This window comes from Metapseudomonas otitidis (assembly GCF_900111835.1).
Taxonomy (GTDB): Bacteria; Pseudomonadota; Gammaproteobacteria; order Pseudomonadales; family Pseudomonadaceae; genus Metapseudomonas; species Metapseudomonas otitidis.
Genome location: NZ_FOJP01000007.1, coordinates 33,163 through 57,763, shown reverse-complemented (window position 1 = coordinate 57,763; position 24,601 = coordinate 33,163). Strand labels below are relative to the sequence as shown.

Annotated in this window: 21 protein-coding genes; 8 read left to right on the top strand and 13 right to left on the bottom strand. The window is 68.4% G+C overall.

What is annotated here, in order from left to right:
* Positions 1-153: 153 nt before the first annotated feature.
* From BM198_RS10140 to BM198_RS10125, 4 genes are all read right to left on the bottom strand, one after another.
* The gene (locus BM198_RS10140; protein WP_044403441.1) at positions 154-369 is read right to left on the bottom strand and encodes a DUF1127 domain-containing protein; all 216 of its coding nucleotides are present in this window, start codon (positions 367-369) and stop codon (positions 154-156) included.
* A 312-nt stretch (positions 370-681) separates the two neighbouring features.
* Complete coding sequence (locus BM198_RS10135; RefSeq protein WP_044403440.1) at positions 682-2,175, bottom strand: acetyl-CoA hydrolase/transferase family protein; 1,494 nt, start codon at positions 2,173-2,175, stop codon at positions 682-684.
* Positions 2,176-2,395: 220 nt separating this feature from the next.
* A complete protein-coding gene (locus BM198_RS10130) occupies positions 2,396-3,385 on the bottom strand; it encodes an asparaginase (RefSeq protein WP_044403439.1) in 990 nt (329 codons plus the stop codon).
* Positions 3,386-3,541: 156 nt separating this feature from the next.
* Entirely contained in the window at positions 3,542-4,990 is a 1,449-nt protein-coding gene (locus BM198_RS10125; RefSeq protein ID WP_044403437.1) for an alanine/glycine:cation symporter family protein, read from the bottom strand.
* A 171-nt stretch (positions 4,991-5,161) separates the two neighbouring features.
* Between BM198_RS10125 and BM198_RS10120 the strand changes: the two genes are divergently transcribed.
* Both BM198_RS10120 and BM198_RS10115 read left to right on the top strand, forming a co-directional pair.
* The gene (locus BM198_RS10120; protein WP_074969698.1) at positions 5,162-5,980 is read left to right on the top strand and encodes a helix-turn-helix domain-containing protein; all 819 of its coding nucleotides are present in this window, start codon (positions 5,162-5,164) and stop codon (positions 5,978-5,980) included.
* Between the two features lie 28 nt (positions 5,981-6,008).
* Positions 6,009-6,710, top strand: coding sequence for a hypothetical protein (locus BM198_RS10115; protein WP_074969696.1), 702 nt, complete (start codon positions 6,009-6,011; stop codon positions 6,708-6,710).
* A 404-nt stretch (positions 6,711-7,114) separates the two neighbouring features.
* On the opposite strand, the gene BM198_RS10110 is transcribed toward BM198_RS10115, so the two are convergent.
* The 4 genes from BM198_RS10110 to BM198_RS10095 form a co-directional block, all read right to left on the bottom strand.
* The gene (locus BM198_RS10110) at positions 7,115-10,015 is read right to left on the bottom strand and encodes an autotransporter family protein (RefSeq protein ID WP_074969694.1); all 2,901 of its coding nucleotides are present in this window, start codon (positions 10,013-10,015) and stop codon (positions 7,115-7,117) included.
* 166 nt (positions 10,016-10,181) lie between these two features.
* Positions 10,182-10,859, bottom strand: coding sequence for a GNAT family N-acetyltransferase (locus BM198_RS10105; RefSeq protein WP_074969692.1), 678 nt, complete (start codon positions 10,857-10,859; stop codon positions 10,182-10,184).
* 10 nt (positions 10,860-10,869) lie between these two features.
* Positions 10,870-11,313: a GNAT family N-acetyltransferase gene (locus BM198_RS10100; protein WP_074969690.1), complete on the bottom strand. Its 444-nt coding sequence runs from the start codon at positions 11,311-11,313 to the stop codon at positions 10,870-10,872.
* Between the two features lie 28 nt (positions 11,314-11,341).
* The gene (locus BM198_RS10095) at positions 11,342-11,974 is read right to left on the bottom strand and encodes an FMN-binding negative transcriptional regulator (RefSeq protein ID WP_074969688.1); all 633 of its coding nucleotides are present in this window, start codon (positions 11,972-11,974) and stop codon (positions 11,342-11,344) included.
* A gap of 96 nt (positions 11,975-12,070) precedes the next feature.
* Here BM198_RS10095 and pdxR point away from each other — a divergent pair, with 96 nt between their 5' ends.
* Complete coding sequence (gene pdxR / locus BM198_RS10090; RefSeq protein ID WP_074969686.1) at positions 12,071-13,537, top strand: MocR-like pyridoxine biosynthesis transcription factor PdxR; 1,467 nt, start codon at positions 12,071-12,073, stop codon at positions 13,535-13,537.
* A gap of 517 nt (positions 13,538-14,054) precedes the next feature.
* On the opposite strand, the gene aspA is transcribed toward pdxR, so the two are convergent.
* Positions 14,055-15,479, bottom strand: a complete 1,425-nt coding sequence (aspA, locus tag BM198_RS10085; protein WP_044400038.1) for an aspartate ammonia-lyase — start codon at positions 15,477-15,479, stop codon at positions 14,055-14,057.
* A gap of 180 nt (positions 15,480-15,659) precedes the next feature.
* Between aspA and BM198_RS10080 the strand changes: the two genes are divergently transcribed.
* Positions 15,660-16,586, top strand: a complete 927-nt coding sequence (locus tag BM198_RS10080) for a LysR substrate-binding domain-containing protein (RefSeq protein ID WP_074969684.1) — start codon at positions 15,660-15,662, stop codon at positions 16,584-16,586.
* A 15-nt stretch (positions 16,587-16,601) separates the two neighbouring features.
* On the opposite strand, the gene adhP is transcribed toward BM198_RS10080, so the two are convergent.
* Positions 16,602-17,624 carry an alcohol dehydrogenase AdhP gene (gene adhP, locus BM198_RS10075; RefSeq protein ID WP_074969682.1) on the bottom strand — a complete coding sequence of 341 codons (1,023 nt, stop codon included), beginning with the start codon at positions 17,622-17,624 and terminating at the stop codon, positions 16,602-16,604.
* Positions 17,625-17,870: 246 nt separating this feature from the next.
* Here adhP and purE point away from each other — a divergent pair, with 246 nt between their 5' ends.
* The 4 genes from purE to BM198_RS10055 all read left to right on the top strand — a co-directional run bounded on the left by purE (position 17,871) and on the right by BM198_RS10055 (position 20,378).
* Positions 17,871-18,362 (top strand): 5-(carboxyamino)imidazole ribonucleotide mutase, encoded by a 492-nt coding sequence (purE, locus tag BM198_RS10070; RefSeq protein WP_044405744.1) that lies wholly within the window; start codon positions 17,871-17,873, stop codon positions 18,360-18,362.
* A gap of 3 nt (positions 18,363-18,365) precedes the next feature.
* Positions 18,366-19,448 carry a 5-(carboxyamino)imidazole ribonucleotide synthase gene (locus BM198_RS10065; RefSeq protein WP_074969680.1) on the top strand — a complete coding sequence of 361 codons (1,083 nt, stop codon included), beginning with the start codon at positions 18,366-18,368 and terminating at the stop codon, positions 19,446-19,448.
* An 82-nt stretch (positions 19,449-19,530) separates the two neighbouring features.
* Positions 19,531-19,776: a GlsB/YeaQ/YmgE family stress response membrane protein gene (locus BM198_RS10060; protein ID WP_044405746.1), complete on the top strand. Its 246-nt coding sequence runs from the start codon at positions 19,531-19,533 to the stop codon at positions 19,774-19,776.
* 65 nt (positions 19,777-19,841) lie between these two features.
* Entirely contained in the window at positions 19,842-20,378 is a 537-nt protein-coding gene (locus BM198_RS10055; RefSeq protein WP_074969678.1) for a DUF3299 domain-containing protein, read from the top strand.
* Between the two features lie 6 nt (positions 20,379-20,384).
* Here the strand turns inward: BM198_RS10055 and BM198_RS10050 are convergent, their stop codons facing one another.
* From BM198_RS10050 to BM198_RS10040, 3 genes are all read right to left on the bottom strand, one after another.
* The gene (locus BM198_RS10050; RefSeq protein ID WP_044405749.1) at positions 20,385-20,825 is read right to left on the bottom strand and encodes a CBS domain-containing protein; all 441 of its coding nucleotides are present in this window, start codon (positions 20,823-20,825) and stop codon (positions 20,385-20,387) included.
* 537 nt (positions 20,826-21,362) lie between these two features.
* Positions 21,363-23,168: a sodium-extruding oxaloacetate decarboxylase subunit alpha gene (gene oadA, locus BM198_RS10045; protein ID WP_044405751.1), complete on the bottom strand. Its 1,806-nt coding sequence runs from the start codon at positions 23,166-23,168 to the stop codon at positions 21,363-21,365.
* 16 nt (positions 23,169-23,184) lie between these two features.
* Positions 23,185-24,600: an acetyl-CoA carboxylase biotin carboxylase subunit gene (locus BM198_RS10040; protein ID WP_044405753.1), complete on the bottom strand. Its 1,416-nt coding sequence runs from the start codon at positions 24,598-24,600 to the stop codon at positions 23,185-23,187.
* Between the last annotated feature and the right edge of the window lies 1 nt (position 24,601).

Genomic DNA, 24,601 nt, shown 5'->3' with positions numbered 1-24,601 from the left:
TGTACGGGTCCAGGTGCGGATATCCGCGAACTGTTACGCCCGGATCCGGCACATCTGTACCAGCGCCCGTTTTTCCGGGGCTGTAAAAACGAAAACCCGCCGGCTGAGCGGCGGGTTCTGTCGGTACTGCGGTGCGGCTTGCGCCGCGCTGGCTCAACGCCAGAAGGGCTTGTTCAGCTCCAGTTCACGCTGCGCTTCGCTGATGCCGGCGTCAGCCAGCAGGCGGGCGTCCAGCATGGCCAGTTGACGACGGCTGGCGATGCGGCGCTGCCACAGCAGCAGGGTGGAGATGACGCGCAGCGGCCAGGAGGCTTTGGCGCTCGACTCGTGGGAGTTGAAGATCAGGTCGGAACTGAGGGTACGTTCCATGGCGGTGCTTCCTTCCCGCTTGTGGCGGGGCTAGAGGGGTTGTCTGGTGGCTATTTTCTAGCCGGAACAGCCGACCCAGTAGTCACAGCTACCGAAAATTGTATGGCTACTAGAAAGCAAGCTAACTAACTGTATTGGTAAAATTTTAGTCAGCTGTATCGGTTACCCGTTGAAACCCTCGGCATTCAACGGGAAACCGGATTTTCCTCTGGGGAAGTGCCTTTTGGCAGGGGTTTGGAGCAGTACAGTTGGCCTTTTACCTGATGCAGTTTTTTGACCTGTTTGTCAGGTAAAAGGCCGTTCGGCGGGGGCTCAGCTGGCCAGCATGCGGCCGGTTTCTTCCAGGTTGATGTGCCAGGCCATAGCCTCGCGGAGCAGGTGCGGTGTGTGCCCGCCCTTGGCGCAGGCGGCGCTGAAGTACGCATCGAGCGCCGGACGATAATCCGGATGCACGCAGTTGTCGATGATGACCCGTGCGCGCTCGCGCGGGGCCAGGCCGCGCAGGTCCGCCAGGCCCTGTTCGGTGACCAGGATGTCGACGTCGTGCTCGGTGTGGTCCACGTGGCTGACCATGGGCACCACGCTGGAGATGGCGCCGCCCTTGGCGATGGACTTGGTGACGAAGATCGCCAGGTGGGCGTTGCGGGCGAAGTCGCCCGAGCCGCCGATGCCGTTCATCATCCTGGTGCCGCCGACGTGGGTGGAGTTGACGTTGCCGTAGATGTCGAACTCCAGGGCGGTGTTGATGCCGATGATGCCCAGGCGCCGCACCACTTCAGGGTGGTTGGAGATCTCCTGCGGGCGCAGCACCAGCTTGTCCTTGTAGCGCTCCAGGTTGCCGAACACGTCGGCGTTGCGGCGCGCGGAGAGGGTGATGGAGCTGCCCGAGGCGAAGCGCAGCTTGCCGGCGTCGATCAGGTCGAAGGTGGAGTCCTGCAGCACCTCGGAATACATGGTGAGGTCCTGGAAGGGCGAGTCGATCAGGCCGCACATCACCGCGTTGGCGATGCTGCCGATGCCGGCCTGCAGCGGGCCGAGGTTGTTGCTCATGCGGCCGTCGGCCACTTCACGGCCGAAGAAGGCGATCAGGTGGTCGGCGATGGCCTGGGTCTCGTGGTCCGGCGGCAGCACGGTGGACAGCGAGTCGGGCTGGTTGGTGAAGACGATGCCGGCGATCTTCGCCGGGTCGATCGGGATCGCGGTGCTGCCGATGCGGTCGTCCACGCGGGTCAGCGGGATCGGCGTGCGGGTCGGGCGGTAGGTCGGGATGTAGATGTCGTGCAGCCCTTCCAGGTTGGTGTGGTGGGAGAGGTTGATCTCCACGATCACGCGCTTGGCGAAGATGGCGAAGCTGGCCGAGTTGCCCACCGAGGTGGTCGGCACGATGTGGCCCTGCTCGGTGATGGCGGTGGCCTCGATCACGGCGATGTCCGGCAGCTTGAGCTGGTGGTTGCGCAGCTGCTCGACGGTTTCCGACAGGTGCTGGTCGATGAACATCACGCTGCCGTCGTTGATCGCCTTGCGCAGGGTGCTGTCCACCTGGAACGGCATGCGCCGTGCCAGTACGCCGGCCTCGGTGAGCTGCTTGTCGAGGTCGTTGCCCAGGCTGGCGCCGGTCATCAGGGTGATGCGCAGCGGCGAGGCCTTGGCGCGCTCGGCCAGGGCGCGGGGCACCGCCTTGGCTTCACCGGCGCGGGTGAAGCCGCTCATGCCGACGGTCATGCCGTCTTCGATCAGGGCCGCGGCCTCGGCCGCACTCATGACCTTGTCCAACAACGAGGGCAGGCGTACGCGATCAGGGTACATGGAGGAAAACCTCAGGGCTTCAGGGTGGGGAGGAAGGCGCGCAGTCTAGGGGCTGCGGCGCGGGGCGACTTCTATACCAAGGTCGAAGAGGCCGCTCTGGACGGGGCCTTTGCGCGCGCCATGGTGGTGCTTCGGAGGGCGCTTTTGAATGCGGCGGATTGGCGCGGCGCAGACGGCCGCGCGGGGCATGGCGAGGGGCCCGGGCAGGCCCCTGCGGGGGTCAGTCGGCGCGTTCGCCGCACAGGTCCAGGGCGAACCAGCGTTCCGTCGCCTCGGCGTCCAGGCCGGCACCGATCAGGGCGAACAGCTTGGCCAGGGCGGCCTCGCGGGTCATGCCGCCGGCCGACACCAGGCCACTGGCGGCCAGCTGGCTGCCGGCGGCGTAGACACCGAACTCCACGTGCCCGGCCGGGCACTGGCTGATGGCCGCCAGCACCACGCCGCGCTGGCGCGCCTCGCGCAGCACCTGCAGCAGCTCGGCGTTGTCCGACGGGCCGGTGCCGCTGCCGTAGCACTCCAGCAGCAGGCCCTGCACGCCGCTGCCCAGCAGGGCCCGCAGGTGCGCGGCCTGCAGGCCGGGGAACAGGGGCACCACCGCCAGGTTGACCGGCTGCCGACGGACGGCGAAGCCCAGCTCGGCAGGCACCGGTGCGTGCTCGCCGTGGCGCGGGCGCGGCAACACGGTGAAGGCGTCCAGCGCCTCGCTGTACAGCTTGCTGACGCGGGCGCCGTGCATCAGCGCGCCGTTGAACCACAGGTGCACGCCGGGCGCCACGCCAGCCGCGAGGGCCGCCAGGGCGCCGCACAGGTTGGGCCAGGCGTCGCTGCCCTCGGCACCGGCCGGCAGCATGGAGCCGGTGAGCACCACCGGCACGCCCAGGCCGAGCAGCTGGAAGCTCAGGGCCGCAGCGCTGTAGGCCAGGGTGTCGGTGCCATGCAGCAGCAGCACGGCGTCGTGCCCACCTTCGCGCACCGCGTCGACGATGACGTCGCGCATGGCCAGCCACTGGGCCTGGGTCATGTTGGCGCTGTCCAGCAGGGGCAGCATCTCGGCGAAGGTGAAGTCCAGGGCCGGCGCAGTGGGCTGGCTCGCCAGGTGCTCGCGCATGCGCGCCTCGAAGCCGCCGGCCGGGGCCAGGCCCTGGGCGCTCTGCAGCATGCCGATGGTGCCGCCGGTGTAGAGGACGAAGAGGTTCTTGACTGCGCTCATGCCTTGCCCTGGTCGTACGGGGAGTAAAACGGTGGGCCAGCATAACGCTGAATACGGCCGCGAACGCGAGCCGATCCCACCAGAAAAGGTTGCCTGATATGAAAATGCCGCTTCCCCGCAGGGCGGAGAAGCGGCATCCGGTGACGCGCGGGGCGCTTAGCGGTGGCTTTCCGCCAGGCCGGCCGGGACTTGCTGCGGAGCCGCTTCGGTGACCGGGTTGATCGGCCAGGCGGCGCGGTCCAGGTCCAGGTCGGTGAACTTGCTGGCGTCGAACACCGGCTGGTCGATGCCGGCCTTGCGCTGCTCGTCGTAGTCACGCATCACCCGCAGGCCGACCTTGATCAGCAGGGCCAGGGCCAGCAGGTTGACGAAGGCCAGGCAGGTCATGGTGATGTCGGCGAAGGCGAACACGGTGCCCAGGTTCTGCATGGAGCCCCAGCAGATCAGTGCCAGCACCAGGCCACGGTAGGTCAGCAGGGCAGCGCGGCTGCGGCCGGCGAGGAACTGCAGGGCGTTCTCGCCGAGGTAGTAGTTGTAGAGGATGCAGGTGAAGACGAAGAGGCTCAGCGCGACGCTGACGAAGATCCGGCCCCAGTCACCGACCACGGCGGCCAGCGAGTTCTGGGTCAGGACGATGCCGTCGCCTTCGAAGCCCGGGGTGTAGAAGCCGGACAGCAGGATCAGCAGCGCGGTGCAGGTGCAGATCACGAAGGTGTCGAGGAACACGCTGAACGCCTGGACCACGCCCTGGGCGGCCGGGTGCTTCACGGCGGCCACGGCGGCCACGTTCGGGGCGCTGCCCAGGCCGGCTTCGTTGGCGAACACGCCACGCTTCACGCCCATCACGATGGCGCTGCCCAGCAGGCCGGCGAAGGCCGGTTCCAGGCCGAAGGCGCTCTTGACGATGGTCACCAGCATGCCCGGGACCAGCTCGATCTGGGTGGCGATCACGTACAGGGTCACGCCGATGTAGGCCAGGGTCTTGACCGGTACCAGCAGGTCGGAGACGGCGGCGATGCGCTTGATGCCGCCGATGAACACCAGGCCCAGCAGCACGGCCAGGCCGATCCCGGTGTACTGCACCGGCAGGCCGAAGGCGTTCTCCAGGGAGTGGGTCACGGTGAAGGACTGCAGGCCGTTGAAGGCGAAGCCGTAGGTCACCAGCAGCAGCACGGCGAAGGTCACGGCCATCCAGCGCAGCTTCAGGCCGTGCTCGATGTAGTAGGACGGGCCGCCACGGTACAGGCCGTCGCCATCGGCGCGCTTGTAGACCTGGGCCAGGGTGCACTCGAAGAAGCTGCTGGACATGCCGACCAGGGCGGTCACCCACATCCAGAACACGGCGCCCGGGCCGCCCAGGGTCACCGCGATGCCGACGCCCGCGATGTTACCGGCGCCGACGCGGCCGGCGAGGCTCAGCATCAGGGCCTGGAAGGAGCTCAGCTGGCCTGCCTGGCCGCGGATGGATTCCTTGAAAACGCTGAACATGTGGCCGAAGTGGCGGAACTGGACGAAACGGGAGCGGAGGGTGAAATACCCGCCCAACCCGACGATCAGCACGATAAGCAGTTTCCCGGACAGGAAGTCGTTGAGCGCTTCGAGCATTGGAGAATTCCTCGATTCTTATTGTTCGAACGATGGAGTGCCGCGAGCGGGTCGAGGCAGAGGCGCGCATGGTTGGGCATGGCCGTCGGTCAGGCAATTTCGCAGGTTGGCTCAAAATGATGCGAGTTGACGCTACAATCGCGCCGCTCGCGTCAGCTGGAGGGGCGGGAATTGTCAAACAATCTGGGTGCCAACCTGAAGTTGCTGTGCAGCCACTACCGCTCTATCTCGGAGGTTTGCCGGAAGCTGTCGATCAACCGTGCGCAGTTCAACAAGTACCTCAGCGGCCAGAGCGCGCCGACGGCCTACAACCTCAAGCGCATCGGTGATTTCTTCGGTGTCGAGGACTATGAGCTGGGCCTGCCACCGGAGCAGTTCGCCCGCCTGATCGGTGCCCGCCGCCCCCACGACAGCAGTGCCCCCAGCGACGACCCGCTGATGCAGATGCTGCGCCCCCTGCGCGAGCACGCCGGCGACCTGTCGCGCTACTGCGGCTACTACTTCGAATACTCCAACTGCATGTCGGTGCCCGGCACCATCCTGCTGTCGCTGGTGCACCTGTGGGAGGAGCGCGGCACTTTCCTGTTCGAGCGCCAGGAACGCCAGGAGCGCTCCAGCGCCTCCAACGTCGAGGCCGAGGACTGGGTGCGCTGCCGCTACCTCGGCGCGGCGTTCCAGCTGCAGGACCGGCTGTTCCTCGCCGACTTCGAGTCGCTCACCCTCAACGAGATGAGCCAGACCATCCTCATCCCCAGCTTCAAGAGCCGCATCACCCGCCTCAACGGCCTCAAGACCGGCGTCTCCAGCGGCGACCGGCGCAACCCCGCCTGCACCCGCGTGGTGTGGGAATACCTGGGGCCGGAGATCAACCGCGTCAGCGCCTACCGCCAGGTGATGCTCTACCGCCCGGACGACCCGCGCGTCGACGAGGACATCCGCCGCCGCCTGCAGGTCGGGCCGCTGCAGAACAACCTCTTCGAAATCGAATGACCCACCTGCTTCAAGGAACCCCCCGACCATGGACGCTCTCCGTCACCCCCGTTCCCTCGCCCGTGCCCTCGTGCTGCTGTTCGCCGGCCTCCTGCTCGCCGGCTGCGGCGGCGGCGTGAAGGGCAAGGGCTACCTGTTCACCCGCGACAGCCAGGCGCTGCGCCTGAACGACGAGGCCACCCTGCACCAGGGCCACAAGGAGCTGGAGTTCAGCCCCACGCCGAGCTTCTTCGGGACCCTGCGGCTGAAGGACGAGCGCGACGACGTCAGCATCGACGTGCCCCGCAGCGCCTACGGCAAGCGCTCGTTCTTCATCGACGGCCGCGAGGCCGGGCTGAACTACGACATCCAGGCCCGCTGGCGCGAGGAGCGCGAACTGCAGACCGAGCGCGATCGCCAGGAGTCCTGCACCGCGCCGGGCTATTGCACCCGCACCGTGAGCGTCCTCAACTGCGACGGCAAGCGCTACCTCAGCGGCACCGAGCGCTACGGCGACCACCTCGACGATCAGAACTGCCGGCGCGAGCAGGTGACCCGCACCGACTACTTCCGCGACTGCCCCGGCTCCCGCCCGGTGCGCGAGCGCTACCAGGTCTACCGCCTGCTGGTGAACCTGTCCTTCACCGACCCCGTCCACAAAGGCCCGCCCGCCGCCGAGTTCGACGGCGAAAGCCGCCTGCGCGACCGCTTCCTGGAACGTCTCTCCGAGGGTGCCTGCCGGGTCAATTGAAGCGGGGCGCTCCCTCGCGTCGTTCCGATCTGGCTCGGCACCCGTAGGATGGCGCTGAGCGCAGCGAAGCCCATCGATCCGAGCGCCGAGCCTATCCGTGGTGCCGCCACTTGACCGCGATGTGATGCGCTTCGTGGCCTCAGCGCATCCTACGGTTTGCCCGAGGGCCAACGGGAGACGTCGGGTGCGGTGCCGAACGCTTCAATCGGCACCCGTAGGATGGCGCTGAGCGCAGCGAAGCCCATCGATCCGAGCGCCGAGGCTATCCGTGGTGCCGCCACTTGGCCGCGATGTGATGCGCTTCGTGGCCTCAGCGCATCCTACGGTTCGCCCGAGGGCCAACCGGAGACGGCTGGTGGATCTCGTGCTTCATCGATCCACGCGGACCTCGCTCCCCTGCCTGTTCAGAACCCCATCTGCCACTGGGCGATGAGGGCGTTGTTGCGGGCGTTGTTGCCCAGTTCGCCGCTGTAGGCGAGGCCGATGCGCTGGGTGCTGCTCAGGCCGAGGTCGAGGCCGGTTTCCACCAGCAGGCTGTTGCGGTCCAGGGCGGTGCCTTCGACGCGGAAGGCGCTGCCGCCGCTGAGGAAGGCCTGGCGGGTGCTGCTGTCGACGTCGCCGTAGACGTGGCGCCAGGCCAGGGAAAGGCGCGGCACCAGGGTCATGCCGTTGTCCAGGGTGCCCAGGTGCGCCAGGCGCAGGCCGAGGCTGCTGGTGAAGTTGCCCTGGTGCTGGTCGTCCACCCGCAGGGCGGCGGCTCCGCCCCGTTCGGCGTAGCCGTCGCGGGCGTAGTACTGGTAGCCCAGCCCGGCAAAGGGTTCGGCCTGCCAGCGCCCGCTGCCCAGGGCGTAGCCCAGTTCGCTGACGGCCTGCAGGCTGTGGGCGTCGTAACGGCCCTTGAGGCGGTCGCTGAATCCGTCGAACTCAACCGTACGGCGGCTCTCGCCGTCATGCCGGCTGTAGGCGGCGCCCAGGCGCAGGGACAGCGGGCCGTCCTGGCGCAGGCCGTAGAGGCCCAGGTGCAGGCTGTCCACATCACCCTTCAGGCTGCGTCCGGCATCCAGGCGGGTGCGCGAGTAGCCGCCCAGTACGCCGAGGCGCCACTGGCCGTCGAGGGCCCAGTCGGCGCCGAGCACCGCCCCCCGGGTATCGCTGTCCAGGTCGGCGCTGCCGGCCTGGCCGTCCAGGCGGCCGTGGCTGCCCAGGCCTTGCATCCACAGATGGCCCCGGGCGGCGGGGTCGTTGAGGTTGCGTGCCGCTTCAGGCACGCCGAGGGCCGCCAGTTGCGGCCCGTCTTCCAGCGAGCGGGCGCTGAGCAGCCCGCCGGTGCCGCTGGCCCCGACGCTTTGCAGTGCGCCGAGCATGGCGCCGGTGACCTGGCCGGTACTGGCCAGGCTGCTGCCGGCGAGGCTGGCGTTGCCGGCGGCGGCCAACTGGTCGAGGGCCTGCCCGGCGCGGGCGCCGTCCTGCACCACCAGGGCGTTGTACAACTGCGGGCTGCCCTGGGCACTGATGCTGCCCGCGACCGTGGCGGCGTTGCTGTTGCCGGCGACGCTGGCGAAGGCCACGTCGTTGCGGGTCAGCTCCAGCTCCACGCTGTTGGTGCCGTAGCGCAGGCTCGGGGTGAGAAAGGCGAAGGTGCTGGTGACGCTGGCGAAGCGCCCGCTGACACCGCCGGCCGCCTGGATCACCTGGTAGCGGCTGGTGTTCGGGTAGGTGCCGGCGCTGGCACGGACATCCAGGCGGGCGCCGTCGAGGCTGACCCGGCCGTCGGCCTGCAGCGGGCTGTGGCTGCCGTCGGCCGCGACGGCGAAGGCCAGGGTGGAACCGGCCGCGAGGTCGAGGTTATCCACATGGCCGCCGCCGGCGTAGGTAGCGCCCGAGGCGACACCCAGGGTGCCGCCGATGCGCCCGAGGTTGACCAACTCGGCGCCGGCCAGCACCTGGCCGCCTTCGCTGAAGTCGTCGGTGTCGAGGGTCCAGCGGCCGGCGCTGACCTGCAGCCATTCGAAGCGGGTGCTGTTGCCGAAGCTGCCGCCGACGTCGTCCAGGGTCAGCACGTCGCGGCCGGCGCCGCCGTCCACCCGGCCGACGAAGTGGCTGCCGCTGCGCAGGGTGAGGCTGTCGGCGCCGCCGCCCAGGTCCAGGGCCACGCCGCCGGTGCTGCTGATCAGGCCGCCGTTGATCACGCTGTCGGCCTGCTCGCCGATGATGCGCACGGCGTCGCCGCCCAGGCCGAGGATCTGCCCGAAGTTCTCCAGGTGGGTGGCATAGGGGGCGCCGCCGGTGGCGCTGTCGTCGATGAGGATGGCGTTGGCCGCCCCGCTGATGGTGGCGCCGGCGTGGTTGAGGATCGTCCCGCCGCCCATGGCGATGCCTTCGCTGGTGTTCGGCGAGCCGTCCTTGGAACCGCCGGCGCCGGTGCCTTCGATGATGCCGTGGTTGTCGATCCAGCCCTGGCCGTCGATGTCCACGCCATCGCCGTCGCCATCGGGCACCAGGCCGTTGTAGGCACCGGTGATGCGCCCGTAGTTGGTGACCCGGCCGTTGCCGTCGGAGCCGAAGCCCGAGCCGTTGCGGCCGATGATCACGCCGCCTGCGTAGTTGACCAGCTCGGCGCCGGCATCGGTGGTGATGCCGTGGCGGCCACCGGTGATGGTGCCGTGGTTCTCCACCTTGCCGCCGGTGGAGGCGTCGAAGTCGATGCCGTCGAACTTGGCGTCGGCGCTGGTCATGTCGCCGCTGCTGATGGTGCCGTAGTTGGTGATGGTGGCGTTGTTGCCGACGCGCATGGCGTCCTCCCGCACACCGCGGATCAGGCCGGTGGCGCGGTTGGTGATATCGATCTGCACGTTGGTCTTGAGGTCCTTGAGCATGATCGCGCGGTCGGTCTGGGAGATGACGGTGCCGGCGTTGTCGATGGACACGCGGGTGCCGGCCAGGTCGCCGCTGATGCGGATGGCCTGCTTGGCGGCGTCGAGGGTGGCGCCTTCGCGGTTGATGATCTGGTAGGTGCGCGCGGGGTTGCTGCCGGAGGCGTCGAGGCCGCGGTCGGCGGTGGACCTGATCAGGCCGCTGTTGTCGACGACCACGCCGGTGCCGCTAGTGGCGTTCTTCAGCTCCACGCTCTTGCCGCTGGTGGTGATGCTGCCGCTGCTGCCCACCTGGAGGGTGGTCTCGCCGCTGAGCACCTGGCCGGTGGTGGTGGCGCTGTTCACGGTGACGGTGGCGGCGCTGGCCAGGCCGGTGCAACCGGCCAGGGCGAGGGTGATGCAGCGGGCGAGCGGGGACGGCGAGCGGAGCATGGCGGCAACCTGTTGGGGGTCTTGTTGGCTGGCCGCTCTTTATAAGGAAGAAGTCTTACCGTTCCGTAACAATGGTGTGACGGGAATAAGGGAGTGAGGGCGGGCCATCCCGCGTCGCCCGTCGAGGTGACGGGCTGTAACGGGGCGGGATGGCACCGGTTGCGGCCTACGCCGGCCGCAGATCCTCCAGCCGGCGGCGCTGGTGGCCTTCGCCGTCGAAGTTATCCACAGACAGCCAGGCCTCGAAGGCGCTGCGCACGGCGGGCCATTCGCTGTCGATGATGGAGAACCAGGCGGTGTCGCGGTTCTGGCCCTTGATGACCATGTGCTGGCGGAACAGCCCTTCGTAGTGGAACCCCAGGCGTTCGGCGGCGCGCATGGAGCGGGCGTTGGCGGCGTTGCACTTCCATTCCAGGCGGCGGTAGCCGAGGTCGTCGAAGGCGTGGCGGGCCAGCAGCCAGACTGCTTCGGTGGAGGCCGGCGAGCGCTGCATGGCCTGGCCGAAGGCGATGTGGCCGATCTCGATGGCACCGTCCTTCGGGGCGATGCGCAGGTAGCTGAGCAGGCCAGTGACGCGGCCGCTGGCCAGGTCGAAGACGGCGTAGAACAGCGGGTCGCGGCTGGCGGCGTGGCCGGCGAGCCAGGCGTCGAAGGGCGCGCGCTCGGGGAAGGGGCCGTAGGGCAGGTAGTTCCACAGTGCCGGGTCGTGGCCGGGCCCTTGCAGGGCGTGCCAGAGGTCGTCGCCGTGGCGCGCCGGGTCGAGGGCTTCCAGGCGCACGAAGCGCCCGGGCAGGGCGCGGTGGTCGGGGGTGGGGCGGGGTTGCCAGTGGCTGAGGTCGGTCATGGGGCGGTCCTCACAGGACTTTGCGGTACTGGACGAAGCCGGAGCGGTTGGCGATGCGGTCGTAGAGCTGCATGGCGTCGGTGTTGGTCTCGTGGGTCAGCCAGTGCACCCGCGAGCCGCCAGCGGCCCCGGTGCGGGCGTAGACGTATTCGATCAGCGCGCGGCCGATGCCGGCGCCGCGCAGGCCCTCGGCAACGAACAGGTCCTGCAGGTAGCAGTAGTTGCCCACCGTCCAGCAGCTGCGGTGGTCGATGCAGTGCACCATCCCGACGGCGCGGCCGTCCTGCCAGGCGAGGGCGGCGTGCATGGGTTCGGCCGGGTCGAGGAAGCGCTGCCAGGTGACGGCGCTGGTGGCCTCGGGGATCTCGGTTTTGTAGAAGCGCTGGTAGCCCTGCCAGAGGGGCAGCCAGGCGGCGTGGTCATCGGCGGTGACGGGGCGGATCTCGAGGCTCATGGGGCGTCCTTGTGGGCTCGGTTGAGGATCAGGAAGTGGGCTGCAGCCGGGCCGCCAGGGCCTGGTCGCGCGGGTCGGCGGAGGCCTCCAGGCCGGCGCGGACACCGGCCTGGTCGGCAGCGGAACGGTTTTGGCCGAGCTTCCACTTGCCTTCCAGGCGGCGGATCGGCAAGGCGAAGCCGACGATGGCGCGCAGCATGCCGGCCAGGTAGTCGGCCGGGGCTTCGTCCACGGACCAGGGGCGGGCCTGGCGCGCTTCGTGGCGGTCGCTGAGCTGGCGCACCAGGGCCAGCAGGCGTTCGGGGTCGTCGAACACTTCGGCCTGGCCCCAGGCGTGCACGGCGATGTAGTTCCAGGTGGGCACCGCCTTGCCGTGCTCGGCCTTGCTCGGGTACCAGCCGGGGTGGACGTAGGCGTCCGGGCCGCTGAACACCACCAGGGCTTCGCTGCCAGCGGCCAGGTCGCGCCAGTGCGGGTTGGCCCGGGCGAAGTGGCCGTAGAGGGTGCCGAACTCGCCTTCGCCGGGGGCCAGCAGCAGCGGCAGGTGGCTCGCCTGCAGGCCCTGGGGGCCGGCGCTGGTGAGCAGTGCGAGGCCGCTGGCGTCGATCTGGGCGTGGAGCTGGGCCAGGTCGTCCTGGCGGAAGGCGGCGGGGCAGTACATGGTCGGTCTCCTCGGCGATGGCTTCATGCTAGGCAGGGAATTGGCCTTGTGTAAGATCCATTGGCCGCCACTTTCATAGAGCCAATCGAGGCCGCCATGACCGCCACGCCCCCCTTGCCCGTCGACCTCTCCGGCATCCGCCTGGACCCTGCGCGGGGGCTGTCCCGCCAGCTCTACGAGGCGCTGCGCGAACGCATCCTCGACGGGCGCCTGGGCAGCCGCACGCGCCTGCCCGCCAGCCGCGACCTGGCGGCGCTGCTGGGCATCTCCCGCAACACCGTGACCCGCGCCTTCGACCAGCTCTATGCCGAGGGCTATGTGGAGGGGCGTGTGGGCGACGGCACCTACGTGGTGGAGTTATCCACAAGCCCGCCGGTGGCCCTGCCCGAACCGCCCGGGCCGGCGCCGAGCGTGGCCCTGGAGCGCCTGGAGCGGCATCACCTGCCGGCTTCGCCGGAGCGCGCGCCCCGGGCCTTTCGCATCGGCGTGCCAGCCTTCGACCTGTTTCCCTTCGAGACTTGGGCGCGACTGTCCGCGCGCTTCTGGCGCAAGCCGTCGCTGGCGCGCCTGGGTTATGGCGACCCGGCGGGCGACCGCGGCCTGCGCGAGCTGGTGGCGGCCTACCTGCGCAGCAGCCGGGGCTTGGCCTGCGATGCGGAGCAGGTGGTGATCACCTGCGGTGCGCAGCAGGCCATCAGCCTCTGTGCGCAGTTGCTGGTGCAGCCGGGGGACCGGGTGGCTGTGGAAAACCCCGGCTATCGCGCGGCGGGCCACGCGTTCGCGGTGGCCGGCGCGCAAGTGGTAGGGGTGCCTGTGGACAACGAGGGGCTGGTCTGCCCGGCGCTGTCCGCTGTGGATAACTGCCGGCTGGTGTACCTGACGCCGTCCCACCAGTACCCGACGGGGGTGACGCTGTCCCTGGCGCGGCGCCTGGAGCTGCTGGAGTGGGCCGAGCGCGAGGGCGGCTGGATCATCGAGGACGACTACGACGGGGAGTACCGCTACAGCGGGGTCCCGCTGGCGCCCCTGGCCTCGCTGGACCGGCAGGGGCGGGTGCTCTACGTCGGCACCTTCTGCAAGATCGCCTTCCCGGCCCTGCGCCTGGGCTACCTGGTACTGCCGCCGGCCCTGGCCCAGCCCTTCGCCCGGCGGCTGGCCCTGGACATGCGCCATTCGGAGATCGGCACCCAGGCGGTGATGGCGGAGTTCATCGCCGCCGGGCACTTCCAGCGCCACGTCCGGCGCATGCGCCAGGCTGCCCGGGCGCGTCGCGATGCCTTGCTGCGGGACTGGCCGGCGGCGATTCCCGGTTGTGCACCGATGCCGGCGGTGGAAGCGGGGCTGCACCTGTGCATCCGGGTCGACAGCCTGGCGCGGGAGCAGGCACTGCTGGGCGCCGCGCGGGCGGCGGGGGTGGAGATGAACGGGTTGAGCAGCTATTGGCTGGAGGACAGTGACGAGCCTGTGGATAACCGCGCCGGGCTGGTGCTGGGCTTCGCCGCCGTGCCCGAGCCGGAGATCGCCGAGGCGGTGCGGGTGTTGCGCCGGGCCTGGCGGGTTTAGGTGCGGTAGAGGCTTCGGTGTCGGGGGATAGCCCGGCCGGTGGATAAAAAGGGCGTTATCCACCCTATGCAATGATCGGCACCCGTCGGGTGGATCGCGCTTCATCGATCCACCAGCGGAGTTGCGGCGGGTCCGGATGGTGGGCTGAAGCCCACCCTACGCCTGGGCAGCCCCCGTAGCCTGGGCTTCAGCCCAGGGATGTTCGACTCCAAGTCCCCGGGCTGAAGCCCGGGCTACGGCTGGCAGGTGCAGATGCCGCAGGGGGAGGCTTTGGTGTCGGGTGTGAGTCCGGTCGGTGGATAAAAAGAGCGTTATCCACCCTACGCAATGATCGGCACCCGTAGGGGGATCGCGCTTCATCGATCCACCAGGGGTGTTGCGGTGGGTCCGGATGGTGGGCTGAAGCCCTCTCTACGTCTGGCCGGGTGGGGTACTTTTCCACAGGCAAAAAAAAGGATGGTCAGACGACCATCCTCTGGAATGAGGGGCTACGCCCCTCCTGGTGAGACGGTAAGGCTCAGGCCTTCAGCGGTACGAGGCGCGGGGCGATCATGTTTTCCGGGCGGAGGATGTCCGCCAGCATGGAGTCGTCCAGCAGCTTCTCTTCGCGAACCAGTTCCAGTACGCCACGGCCGCTGATCAGGGCCTCCTTGGCGATACGGGTGGAGTTCTCGTAGCCGATGTAGGGGTTGAGCGCGGTGATCAGGCCGATGGAGTTCTCCATCAGGCGGCGGCAGTGCTCTTCGTTGGCGGTGATGCCGACGATGCAATGCTCGCGGAGCATGTCCATGGCGCGCTGGAGCAGGCGGATCGAGTCGAAGATCTTGTAGGCGATCAGCGGCTCCATCACGTTCAGCTGCAGCTGGCCGCCTTCGGCGGCGAGGGTCAGGGCCAAGTCGTTGCCGATCACTTCGAAGGCGACCTGGTTGACCGCTTCCGGGATCACCGGGTTGACCTTGCCGGGCATGATCGAGCTGCCCGGCTGGCGTGCCGGCAGGTTGATCTCGTTGATGCCGGTGCGCGGGCCGCTGGAGAGCAGGCGCAGGTCGTTGCAGATCTTCGACAGCTTGACCGCGGTGCGCTTGAGCATGCCGGAGAACAGCACGAAGGCGCCCATGTCGGAGGTAGCTTCGATCAGGTCGGCGGCGGGCTTCAGCGGCTGGCCGCTGATTTCGGCCAGGCGCTCGACGGCCAGCTTCTGGTAGCCGGGGTCGGCGTTGATGCCGGTGCCGATGGCGGTGCCGCCCAGGTTCACTTCGGTCAGCAGTTCGGGTGCCAGGCGACGCAGGCGGTCCAGGTCCTCGCCCAGGGTGGTGGCGAAGGCGTGGAATTCCTGGCCCAGGGTCATGGGCACGGCGTCCTGCAGCTGGGTGCGGCCCATCTTCAGCACATGGGCGAATTCTTCACCCTTGGCGGCGATGGCCTGGATCAGGCTGTCGAGGCTGGCCAGCAGGGCGTCGTGGCCGAGCAGCAGGCCGAGGCGGATGGCGGTGGGGTAGGCGTCGTTGGTGGACTGCGCCATGTTCACATCGTTGTTCGGGTGCAGGTGCTTGTATTCGCCCTTCTGCTTGCCCATCGCTTCGAGGCCGATGTTGGCGATGACCTCGTTGGCGTTCATGTTGGTGGAGGTGCCGGCACCGCCCTGGATCATGTCCACTACGAACTGGTCGTGGTACTCGCCACGGATCAGGCGGGCGCAGGCCTCGGTGATGGCGGCGTGCTTGTCGGCCGGCAGGTGGCCGAGCTGCTTGTTGGCGTCGGCGGCGGCCTGCTTGACCATGGCCAGGGCGACTACCAGTTTCGGGTAGTGCGACAGCGGTACGCCGGAGAGGCGGAAGTTCTGCACGGCGCGCAGGGTCTGGATGCCGTAGTAGGCATCGGCGGGGACTTCGAGGGTACCGAGCAGGTCTTTTTCGACGCGGAAGGATGCAGCAGCGGACATGATGCGATTCATCTCTGGAAGAACACGGCTAGTGCCGCGATGCCCGCTAATCTAAGGCTCCAGGCATTTTTAGACCAATGCTGTTATTCGCTGCCCTATGCACAATCGGCATAATGCAGGTGTGACGCCGCTTCGCTGGCAAGCGTGTGCACCAAAATCGAGCATTCCCTGGAAGGCCCCATGAACCTGGAAACCAAATGGCTGGAGGATTTCGTCGCCCTGGCCAACACCCGCAGCTTCTCCCAGGCCGCCGAGCGGCGCTTCGTCACCCAGCCGGCGTTCAGCCGGCGCATTCGCAGCCTGGAGGCGGCGCTGGGGCTGACCCTGGTGAACCGCTCGCGCACGCCGATCGAGCTGACCGACTCGGGCCAGCTGTTCCTGGTCACCGCGCGCAGCATGGTGGAGCAGCTGGGGGAGGTGGTGCGCCGCCTGCACCACCTGGAGGGCCAGCAGGGCGAGGTGCTGCAGTTCGCCGCCGCCCACTCCCTGGCGCTGGGCTTCTTCCCGCAGTGGATCGCGCGGTTGCGGGCCGAGGGGCTGAACATCTCCAGCCGCCTGATCGCCACCAACGTGGGGGAGGCGGTGCACTCGCTGCGGGAGGGGGGCTGCGACCTGATCCTGGCCTTCTATGACCCGGACGCGGCACTGCAGATGGACCCGGAACTGTTCCCGTCCATGAGCCTGGGGCGCACCGAGATGCTGCCGGTGTGCGCGGTGGACGCCGAGGGCAAGCCGCTCTACGAGCTGGACAGCGGGCAGAGCGTGCCGCTGCTGGCCTACAGCGCCGGGGCTTTCCTCGGGCGTTCGGTGAACCTGCTGCTGCGCCAGCGGGCCCTGCGTTCCACCACGGTGTACGAGACGGCGATGGCCGACAGCCTCAAGAGCATGGCGCTGCAGGGCCTGGGCGTGGCCTGGGTGCCGCGCTTCAGTGCCGAGGCGGCGCTGGCGCGGGGGGATCTGGTGGTGTGCGGCGGGCCGCACTGGCACGTGCCGCTGGAAATCCGCCTGTACCGCTGCGCGCTGGTGCGCAAGGCGGCCATCCGCTTGCTGTGGCGCAAGCTGGAGGGCGGGCTGGGGGCGACGCTGGAGGGGGGAGGGGCCGGCTGAGCCGGCCCCGGCGGGTCAGGGGTTGATGACGATGCGGCCTTCGATCTTGCCGGCGCGCATCTGGTCGAAGATGCCGTTGATGTTGTCCATCGAGTCCTTGTGGATGGTGGCCTTCACCAGGCCTTCGCCGGCGAAGTCCAGCGCTTCCTGCAGGTCGGCACGGGTGCCGACGATGGAGCCGGTGATGCTGATGGCCTTGAGCACCACGTCGAAGATCGGCGTGGGGAAGTCGCCCGGGGGCAGGCCCACCAGGGCCACGGTGCCGCCGCGACGGGCCATGCCGATGGCCTGGCCGAAGGCGCTGTTGGACACGGCGGTGACCAGCACGCCGTGGGCGCCGCCGATGTCGCGCTGGATCACCTCGGCGGGGTTCTCGTTGCGTGCGTTGATGGTCAGGCTGGCGCCGAGCTTGCGGGCCAGGTCGAGCTTGGCGTCGTCGACGTCGATGGCCGCCACGTGCAGGCCCATGGCGCGGGCGTACTGCACGGCCACGTGGCCGAGGCCGCCGATGCCGGAGATGGCCACCCACTGGCCGGGGCGGGCGCCGGTGACCTTCAGGCCTTTATAGACGGTGACGCCGGCGCAGAGGATCGGCGCGATCGCGTCGAACTCGACGTCCTTGGGCAGCAGCCCGACGTAGTTCGGGTCGGCCAGCACGTATTCGGCGTAGCCACCGTTCACCGAGTAGCCGGTGTTCTGCTGGCCTTCGCAGAGGGTTTCCCAGCCGGTCAGGCAGTGTTCGCAGCAGCCGCAGGCGGTGTACAGCCAGGGCACGCCGACCCGGTCGCCTTCGCGGACGCGGGTGACGCCGCTGCCGACGGCGGCGACGTAGCCGACGCCTTCATGGCCGGGGATGAAGGGCAGGGCGGGTTTCACCGGCCAGTCGCCCTCGGCGGCGTGGAGGTCGGTGTGGCAGACGCCGGAGGCCTCGATCTTCACCAGGATCTGGCCGGGGCCGGGCAGCGGCACCTTCACTTCCTCGATCCGCAACGGTTCACCGAAGGCATGGACGACGGCGGCTTTCATGGTCTTGTTCATGGCTTTCACCTCCTGGCTGTGGAGCCTGGGAGTGTGCCGCGCCGAGCGTGACAAACCTTGCGCTGGGACAAGGTTACGGCCCGTGTCGGGCACCGCGTGACGGACGGTCGAGGCGGGTGATTACCGCGCCCGCCTTTGCGGTATACTGCGCGGCCTTCGGCCGGCAGCGCACGCCGGCCCACATCGCAGACAAGCCACGCCCTTGAGCGTGGCTTGTTGGTTTTCGACCCTTGATGAGGTACGACGATGAGCGCACTGGTAGGCGTGATCATGGGCTCCAAGTCCGATTGGAGCACCCTCAGCCACACCGCCGAGATGCTGGACAAGCTGGGCATCCCCTATGAAGTGAAGGTGGTCTCCGCCCACCGCACCCCGGACCTGCTGTTCCAGTACGCCGAAGAGGCCGAGGCCCGCGGCATCCAGGTGATCATCGCCGGTGCCGGCGGTGCCGCCCACCTGCCGGGCATGTGCGCGGCCAAGACCCACCTGCCGGTGCTCGGCGTGCCGGTGCAGTCGTCCATGCTCTCGGGCGTCGACTCGCTGCTCTCCATCGTGCAGATGCCGGCGGGCATCCCGGTCGCCACCCTGGCCATCGGCAAGGCCGGTGCGGTGAATGCCGCCCTGCTGGCCGCCAGCATCCTCGGTCACCAGCACCCGCAGTACCACGCGGCGCTGAAGGCCTTCCGCGAGGAGCAGACCCGCACCGTTCTCGACAATCCGGACCCGCGCGAGGCCTGACCCATGAAGATCGGCGTGATCGGCGGCGGCCAGCTCGGCCGCATGATGGCCCTGGCGGGCACCCCGCTGGGCATGGACTTCGCCTTCCTCGACCCGGCCCCCGACGCCTGCGCCCAGGCGCTCGGCGAGCACATCCGCGCCGACTACGGCGACCAGGACCACCTGCGCCAGCTGGCCGACGAAGTGGACCTGGTGACCTTCGAGTTCGAGAGCGTGCCGGCCGAGACCGTGGCCTTCCTCTCCCAGTTCGTGCCGGTCTACCCCTCGGCCAATGCCCTGCGCATCGCCCGTGACCGCTGGTTCGAGAAGTCGATGTTCAAGGACCTGGGCATCCCCACCCCCGAGTTCGCCGACATCCAGTCCCAGGCGGACCTGGACGCCGCCGTGGCCGCCATCGGCCTGCCGGCGGTGATGAAGACCCGCACCCTGGGCTACGACGGCAAGGGCCAGAAGGTCCTGCGCAGCCCGGCGGACGTGGCCGGTGCCTTCGCCGAGCTGGGCAGCGTGCCCTGCATCCTCGAAGGCTTCGTGCCCTTCACCGGCGAAGTGTCCCTGGTGGCGGTGCGCGCCCGTGACGGCGAGACGCGCTTCTACCCGCTGGTGCACAACACCCACGAGAACGGCATCCTGCGCCTGTCCATCGCCAGCACCGACCACCCGCTGCAGGGCCTGGCCGAGGACTATGTCGGCCGCGTGCTGCGCGAGCTGGACTACGTCGGCGTGCTGGCCTTCGAATTCTTCGAAGTGGACGGCGGCCTGAAGGCCAACGAGATCGCCCCGCGCGTGCACAACTCCGGCCACTGGACCATCGAAGGCGCCGAGTGCAGCCAGTTCGAGAACCACCTGCGCGCCGTTGCCGGCCTGCCGCTGGGTTCCACCGCCAAGGTGGGCGAGAGCGCCATGCTCAACTTCATCGGCGAAGTGCCGCCGGTGGAGAAGGTGATCGCCGTCGGCGACTGCCACCTGCACCACTACGGCAAGGCCTTCAAGGCCGGGCGCAAGGTCGGCCATGCCACCCTGCGCAGCGCCGACCTGCTGACCCTGAAGGCGCGCATCGCCGAGGTCGAGGCGCTGATCGCCGGCTGAACCCCTGCCGCTGCGCTGCTGTCTGATCAAGGGCGTGTCCACGGACACGCCCTTTTTCATTCAGGATTCAGGAGTGACTGCCATGGGGCTCATCGGAACGCTATTCATCGGCCTGGTCGTGGGCCTGGTCGCACGCTTCCTCAAACCGGGCGATGACAGCATGGGCTGGATCTGGACCATCCTGCTGGGCATCGGCGGCTCCATCGCCGCCACCTACGGCGGCCAGGCGCTGGGCATCTACCGCGCCGGGCAGGGGGCGGGCTTCATCGGTGCGGTGGTCGGCGCCATCGTCCTGCTGATGATCTACAGCGCCATCAAGAAGGACTGAGGGCTGGGAACCGGGAACGGGCGCGGCTAGTCTTAGCGCCTGTTTCCCGCCCGCGAGCCCGCACCATGCGCCGTACCCTGCTGCTTCCCCTGCTGCTGTGCAGCGCCCTGGCCCATGCCCAGCTCCCCGAGACCGACTGGCTGGAGCTGATGCCCCCGGAGGACCGCAAGGCCCTGGAAGAGATGCCGGACATCAGCCACAACACCCCCGAAGGCGAAGGCACCTTCACCAACAAGGGCGGGCTGAAGCAGCAGGACAAGGACCTGCCGGCGGTGATGTATTCGGCGAAGACGGTGGCCACGCTCAACGGCAAGAAGATCCGCCTGGGGGGCTACCCGGTGCCGCTGGAGACCGATGCCAAGGGGCGCAACACGCTGTTCTTCCTCGTGCCCTACCCGGGCGCCTGCATCCACGTACCGCCGCCGCCGCCGAACCAGATCGTGCTGGTGCGCTTCCCGAAGGGCATCGCCCTGGACGACATCTACACCCCGCTCTGGGTGAGCGGCACGCTCAAGGTGGAGCCGGTCAGCAACGACCTGGCCGACGCCGCCTACGCGATGGACGCCGGCGAGGTGCGGGTGGTGCAGGACGAGGACCTCTGACGGGCCTCAGGCCACTTCGCCGCGGATGTACTGCTCCAGGTGCAGGATCAGGTTGTCCTGCTCGGCCATGGCTTCCTTCACCAGGTCGCCGATGGACAGCAGGCCGATCAGCTGGCCGTCTTCCACCACCGGGAGGTGGCGCATGTGGCGGTCGGTCATCAGCGACATGCATTCGCGGATGCTCTGCCGGGCATGGACGGTGAACACCGGCTCGGTCATGAACTCGCGCACCGGCGTCGCCACCGAGGAGCGCCCCTGGAGCACGCCGCGCCGGGCGTAGTCACGCTCGCTGACGATGCCCACCAGGCGACCGCCTTCGGTGACCGGCAGGGCGCCGATGTTCTGCTCCGCCATCAGGCGCAGGGCTTCGAGCATCGGGGCATCGGCCTCGATGGTGTGGACCTGCTGGCGAGGCTTGGCGTGAAGCATCTGGGCGACGGTTTTCATGGCTTCTCCTCCCTGGGGATGGCGCTGACTGGAAGCGCAGGATGCACCTGCAGCCGGTGCGGCGGCCAAGTGGGAATTTTCATGATGACTATTGAGAAATTCATGAGCCGGGCAGGTGCTGCGGCGGGCTCGGATGGTGGGCTGAAGCCCACCCTACGCGGTGCGGCTTAGCCTGGGCTTCAGCCCAGGGATATTCGACTCCAGGTCCCCGGGCTGAAGCCCGGGCTACGGCTGGTAGGTGCAGATGCCACAGCGGGGAGGCTTCGGTGTCGGGTGTGAGTCCGGTCGGTGGATAAAAAGAGCGTTATCCACCCTACGCAATGACCGGCACCCGTAGGGGGGATCGCGCTTCATCGATCCACCAGCGGAGTTGCGGCGGGTCCGGATGGTGGGCTGAAGCCCACCCTACGCCTGTGCAGCTCCCGTAGCCTGGGCTTCAGCCCAGGGATGTTCGGCTCCAGGTCCCCGGGCTGTAACCGTTGGGCATAGGCAAAAAAAGGGAGCCTTTCGGCTCCCCACGGGGACTTCGGGTCGGGATCATTCGATCTCGATCAGCACCTCGCCCGGGTTGACCCGGTCGCCCTTGGCGACGTGGATCGCCTTGACGGTGCCGGCGATGGGCGCCTGGACCTCGGTTTCCATCTTCATGGCTTCGGTGATGAGCACGGCCTGGCCGGCCTTGACGCTGTCGCCTTCCTTGACCAGCACGTCGACGATGTTGCCCGGCATGGTGGTGCTGACATCGCCCGGTGCGCTGGCGCTCTTGCGCTTGTTGCCGCCGCCGCCGATGAATTCGTTCAGCGGCTCGAACACCACTTCTTCCGGCATGCCGTCGATGGACAGGTAGAAGTGACGCTTGCCGTCGCTCTTCACGCCCACGCCGGTGATGTCCACGCGGTAGCTCTCGCCGTGCACGTCCACCACGAACTCGGTGGGTACGCCCTCGCCGCCGACCGGAGCCGGGCCCTGGCCATTGGGGATGGGCAGCAGTTCCTCGGGCTTGAGGGTGCCGGCGGCGCGCTCTTCGAGGAACTTGCGGCCGATGTCCGGGAACATGGCGAAGGTCAGCACGTCTTCCTCGGACTTGGCCAGGCTGCCGATCTCGGCGCGCAGCTTGTCCAGCTCGGGCTTGAGCAGGTCGGCCGGGCGCACGTCGATGACTTCCTCGTTGCCGATGGCCTGGCGGCGCAGTTCTTCGTTGATCTGCCCGGCGGCCTTGCCGTAGCGGCCTTGCAGGTAGAGCTTCACCTCGTTGGTGATGGTCTTGTAGCGCTCACCGGCCAGGACGTTGAAGAAGGCCTGGGTGCCGACGATCTGCGAGGTGGGGGTGACCAGGGGCGGGTAGCCCAGGTCGGCGCGCACGCGCGGGATCTCTTCCAGCACTTCGCCCATGCGGTTCAGGGCGCCCTGTTCCTTCAGCTGGTTGGCCAGGTTGGAGATCATGCCGCCGGGCACCTGGTTGACCTGCACGCGGGTGTCGACGCCGGTGAACTCGCTCTCGAACTGGTGGTACTTCTTGCGCACGGCGTGGAAGTACAGGCCGATCTCCTGGATCAGCTCCAGGTCCAGGCCGGTGTCGTAGGGGGTGTTGCGCAGGGCCGCGACCATGGACTCGGTGCCGGGGTGGCTGGTGCCCCAGGCCATGCTGGAGATGGCGGTGTCGATGCGGTCGGCGCCGTTCTCCACGGCCTTGAGCTGGCACATGCTGGCCACGCCGGCGGTGTCGTGGGAGTGCACGGCCACTTCCAGGGGCAGGGCATCCTTCAGGGCCTTGACCAGGTCGCCGGTGGCGTAGGGGGTCAGCAGGCCGGCCATGTCCTTGATGGCGATGGAGTCCACGCCCATGGCGGCCATCTGCTTGGCCTGCTCGACGAAGGCGTCGATGGTGTGCACCGGGCTGGTGGTGTAGCAGATGGTGCCCTGGGCGTGCTTGCCGGCGGCCTTCACCGCCTCGATGGAGACGCGCAGGTTACGCACGTCGTTCATGGCGTCGAAGATGCGGAACACGTCGATGCCGTTGACGGCGGCCTTGGCCACGAAGGCGCGGACCACGTCGTCGCTGTAGTGGCGGTAGCCCAGCAGGTTCTGCCCGCGCAGGAGCATCTGCAGGCGGGTGTTGGGCAGGGCGGCCTTGAGCTTGCGCAGGCGCTCCCACGGGTCTTCCTTGAGGAAGCGCACGCAGGCGTCGAAGGTAGCGCCGCCCCAGACTTCCAGGGACCAGTAGCCGACCTTGTCCAGCTTGTCGCAGATCGGGAGCATGTCCTCGGTGCGCATGCGGGTGGCCAGCAGCGACTGGTGGGCGTCGCGCAGGATGGTGTCGGTGACGGTGACTTTTTTGCTCATGTTCTGAATCCTTCCCCTACAGGCCGGCGTGGGCAGCGATGGCGGTGGCGATGGCGATGGCCAGGTGCGACGGGTTGCGCTTGATGGAGTACTGGGTCAGTTCCGGGTGGGCTTCGACGAAGCTGGTGTTGAACTGGCCGCTGCGGAACTCGGGGTCTCGGAGGATCTCCTGGTAGTAGGCGGCGGTGGTCTTGACCCCCTGCACGCGCATGTCGTCGAGGGCGCGCAGGCCGCGGTCGAGGGCTTCTTCCCAGGTCAGCGCCCAGACGATGAGCTTCAGGCACATCGAGTCGTAGTAGGGCGGGATGGTGTAGCCGGTGTAGATCGCCGTGTCGGTGCGCACACCGGGGCCGCCGGGGGCGTAGTAGCGGGTGATCTTGCCGAAGGAGGGGAGGAAGTTGTTCTTCGGGTCCTCGGCGTTGATGCGGAACTGCAGGGCGTAGCCCCGGTGGATGATGTCGTCCTGCTTGACCGACAGCTCCAGCCCGGAGGCGACGCGGATCTGCTCGCGGACGATGTCGATGCCGGTGATTTCCTCGGTGATGGTGTGCTCCACCTGCACCCGGGTGTTCATCTCCATGAAGTACACCTCGCCCTCGGCGAGCAGGAACTCCACGGTGCCGGCGTTCTCGTAGCCCACGGCCTTGGCCGCGCGCACCGCCAGGTCGCCGATGTAGGCGCGCTGCTCGGGGGTGAGCTGCGGGCTGGGGGCGATCTCGATGAGCTTCTGGTTGCGGCGCTGGATCGAGCAGTCACGCTCGAACAGGTGCACGGTGTTGCCGAAGGAGTCGGCCAGCACCTGGGCTTCGATGTGCTTCGGGTTGACGATGCACTTCTCCAGGAACACTTCCGCCGAGCCGAAGGCCTTGGTGGCCTCGGAGATCACCCGGGGGTAGGCCTGCTCCAGTTCCTCGCGGCTGTTGCAGCGGCGGATGCCACGGCCGCCGCCGCCTGAGGTGGCCTTGAGCATCACCGGGTAGCCGATGCGGTCGCCTTCGCGCAGGGCCTCGGCCAGGTCGGCGACGTTGCCCTCGGTGCCGGGGGTGACCGGTACGCCGGCCTTGATCATGCTGCGGCGCGCCTCGGTCTTGTCGCCCATGCGGCGGATGACCTCGGCGGACGGGCCGATGAACTTGATCCCGCGCTCGGCGCAGATCTCCGCCAGCTCGGCGTTCTCCGAGAGGAAGCCGTAGCCGGGGTGCAGGGCGTCGCAGCCGGTCTCCACGGCCAGGTTCACCAGCTTGCGCGGGTTCAGGTAACCGGCCAGCGGGTCTTCACCGATGCTGTGGGCTTCGTCAGCGCGCTTCACGTGCAGCGCATGGCGATCGGCCTCGGAGTAGATGGCCACCGAGCGGATGCCCATCTCGGCGCAGGCGCGCACGATGCGGACAGCGATCTCACCCCGGTTGGCGATGAGGATTTTCTTGATCACG

Coding starts and splice junctions, on each gene's coding strand:
- BM198_RS10140 (WP_044403441.1), bottom strand. CDS start 369: ATGGAACGTACCCTCAGTTCCGACCTGATCTTCAACTCCCACGAGTCG.
- BM198_RS10105 (WP_074969692.1), bottom strand. CDS start 10,859: ATGACCGACCTCAGCCACTGGCAACCCCGCCCCACCCCCGACCACCGC.
- BM198_RS10135 (WP_044403440.1), bottom strand. CDS start 2,175: ATGTACCCTGATCGCGTACGCCTGCCCTCGTTGTTGGACAAGGTCATG.
- BM198_RS10065 (WP_074969680.1), top strand. CDS start 18,366: ATGAAGATCGGCGTGATCGGCGGCGGCCAGCTCGGCCGCATGATGGCC.
- BM198_RS10050 (WP_044405749.1), bottom strand. CDS start 20,825: ATGAAAACCGTCGCCCAGATGCTTCACGCCAAGCCTCGCCAGCAGGTC.
- BM198_RS10110 (WP_074969694.1), bottom strand. CDS start 10,015: ATGCTCCGCTCGCCGTCCCCGCTCGCCCGCTGCATCACCCTCGCCCTG.
- BM198_RS10100 (WP_074969690.1), bottom strand. CDS start 11,313: ATGAGCCTCGAGATCCGCCCCGTCACCGCCGATGACCACGCCGCCTGG.
- purE (WP_044405744.1), top strand. CDS start 17,871: ATGAGCGCACTGGTAGGCGTGATCATGGGCTCCAAGTCCGATTGGAGC.
- pdxR (WP_074969686.1), top strand. CDS start 12,071: ATGACCGCCACGCCCCCCTTGCCCGTCGACCTCTCCGGCATCCGCCTG.
- BM198_RS10115 (WP_074969696.1), top strand. CDS start 6,009: ATGGACGCTCTCCGTCACCCCCGTTCCCTCGCCCGTGCCCTCGTGCTG.
- BM198_RS10095 (WP_074969688.1), bottom strand. CDS start 11,974: ATGTACTGCCCCGCCGCCTTCCGCCAGGACGACCTGGCCCAGCTCCAC.
- aspA (WP_044400038.1), bottom strand. CDS start 15,479: ATGTCCGCTGCTGCATCCTTCCGCGTCGAAAAAGACCTGCTCGGTACC.
- BM198_RS10125 (WP_044403437.1), bottom strand. CDS start 4,990: ATGCTCGAAGCGCTCAACGACTTCCTGTCCGGGAAACTGCTTATCGTG.
- BM198_RS10130 (WP_044403439.1), bottom strand. CDS start 3,385: ATGAGCGCAGTCAAGAACCTCTTCGTCCTCTACACCGGCGGCACCATC.
- BM198_RS10055 (WP_074969678.1), top strand. CDS start 19,842: ATGCGCCGTACCCTGCTGCTTCCCCTGCTGCTGTGCAGCGCCCTGGCC.
- BM198_RS10080 (WP_074969684.1), top strand. CDS start 15,660: ATGAACCTGGAAACCAAATGGCTGGAGGATTTCGTCGCCCTGGCCAAC.
- BM198_RS10060 (WP_044405746.1), top strand. CDS start 19,531: ATGGGGCTCATCGGAACGCTATTCATCGGCCTGGTCGTGGGCCTGGTC.
- adhP (WP_074969682.1), bottom strand. CDS start 17,624: ATGAACAAGACCATGAAAGCCGCCGTCGTCCATGCCTTCGGTGAACCG.
- oadA (WP_044405751.1), bottom strand. CDS start 23,168: ATGAGCAAAAAAGTCACCGTCACCGACACCATCCTGCGCGACGCCCAC.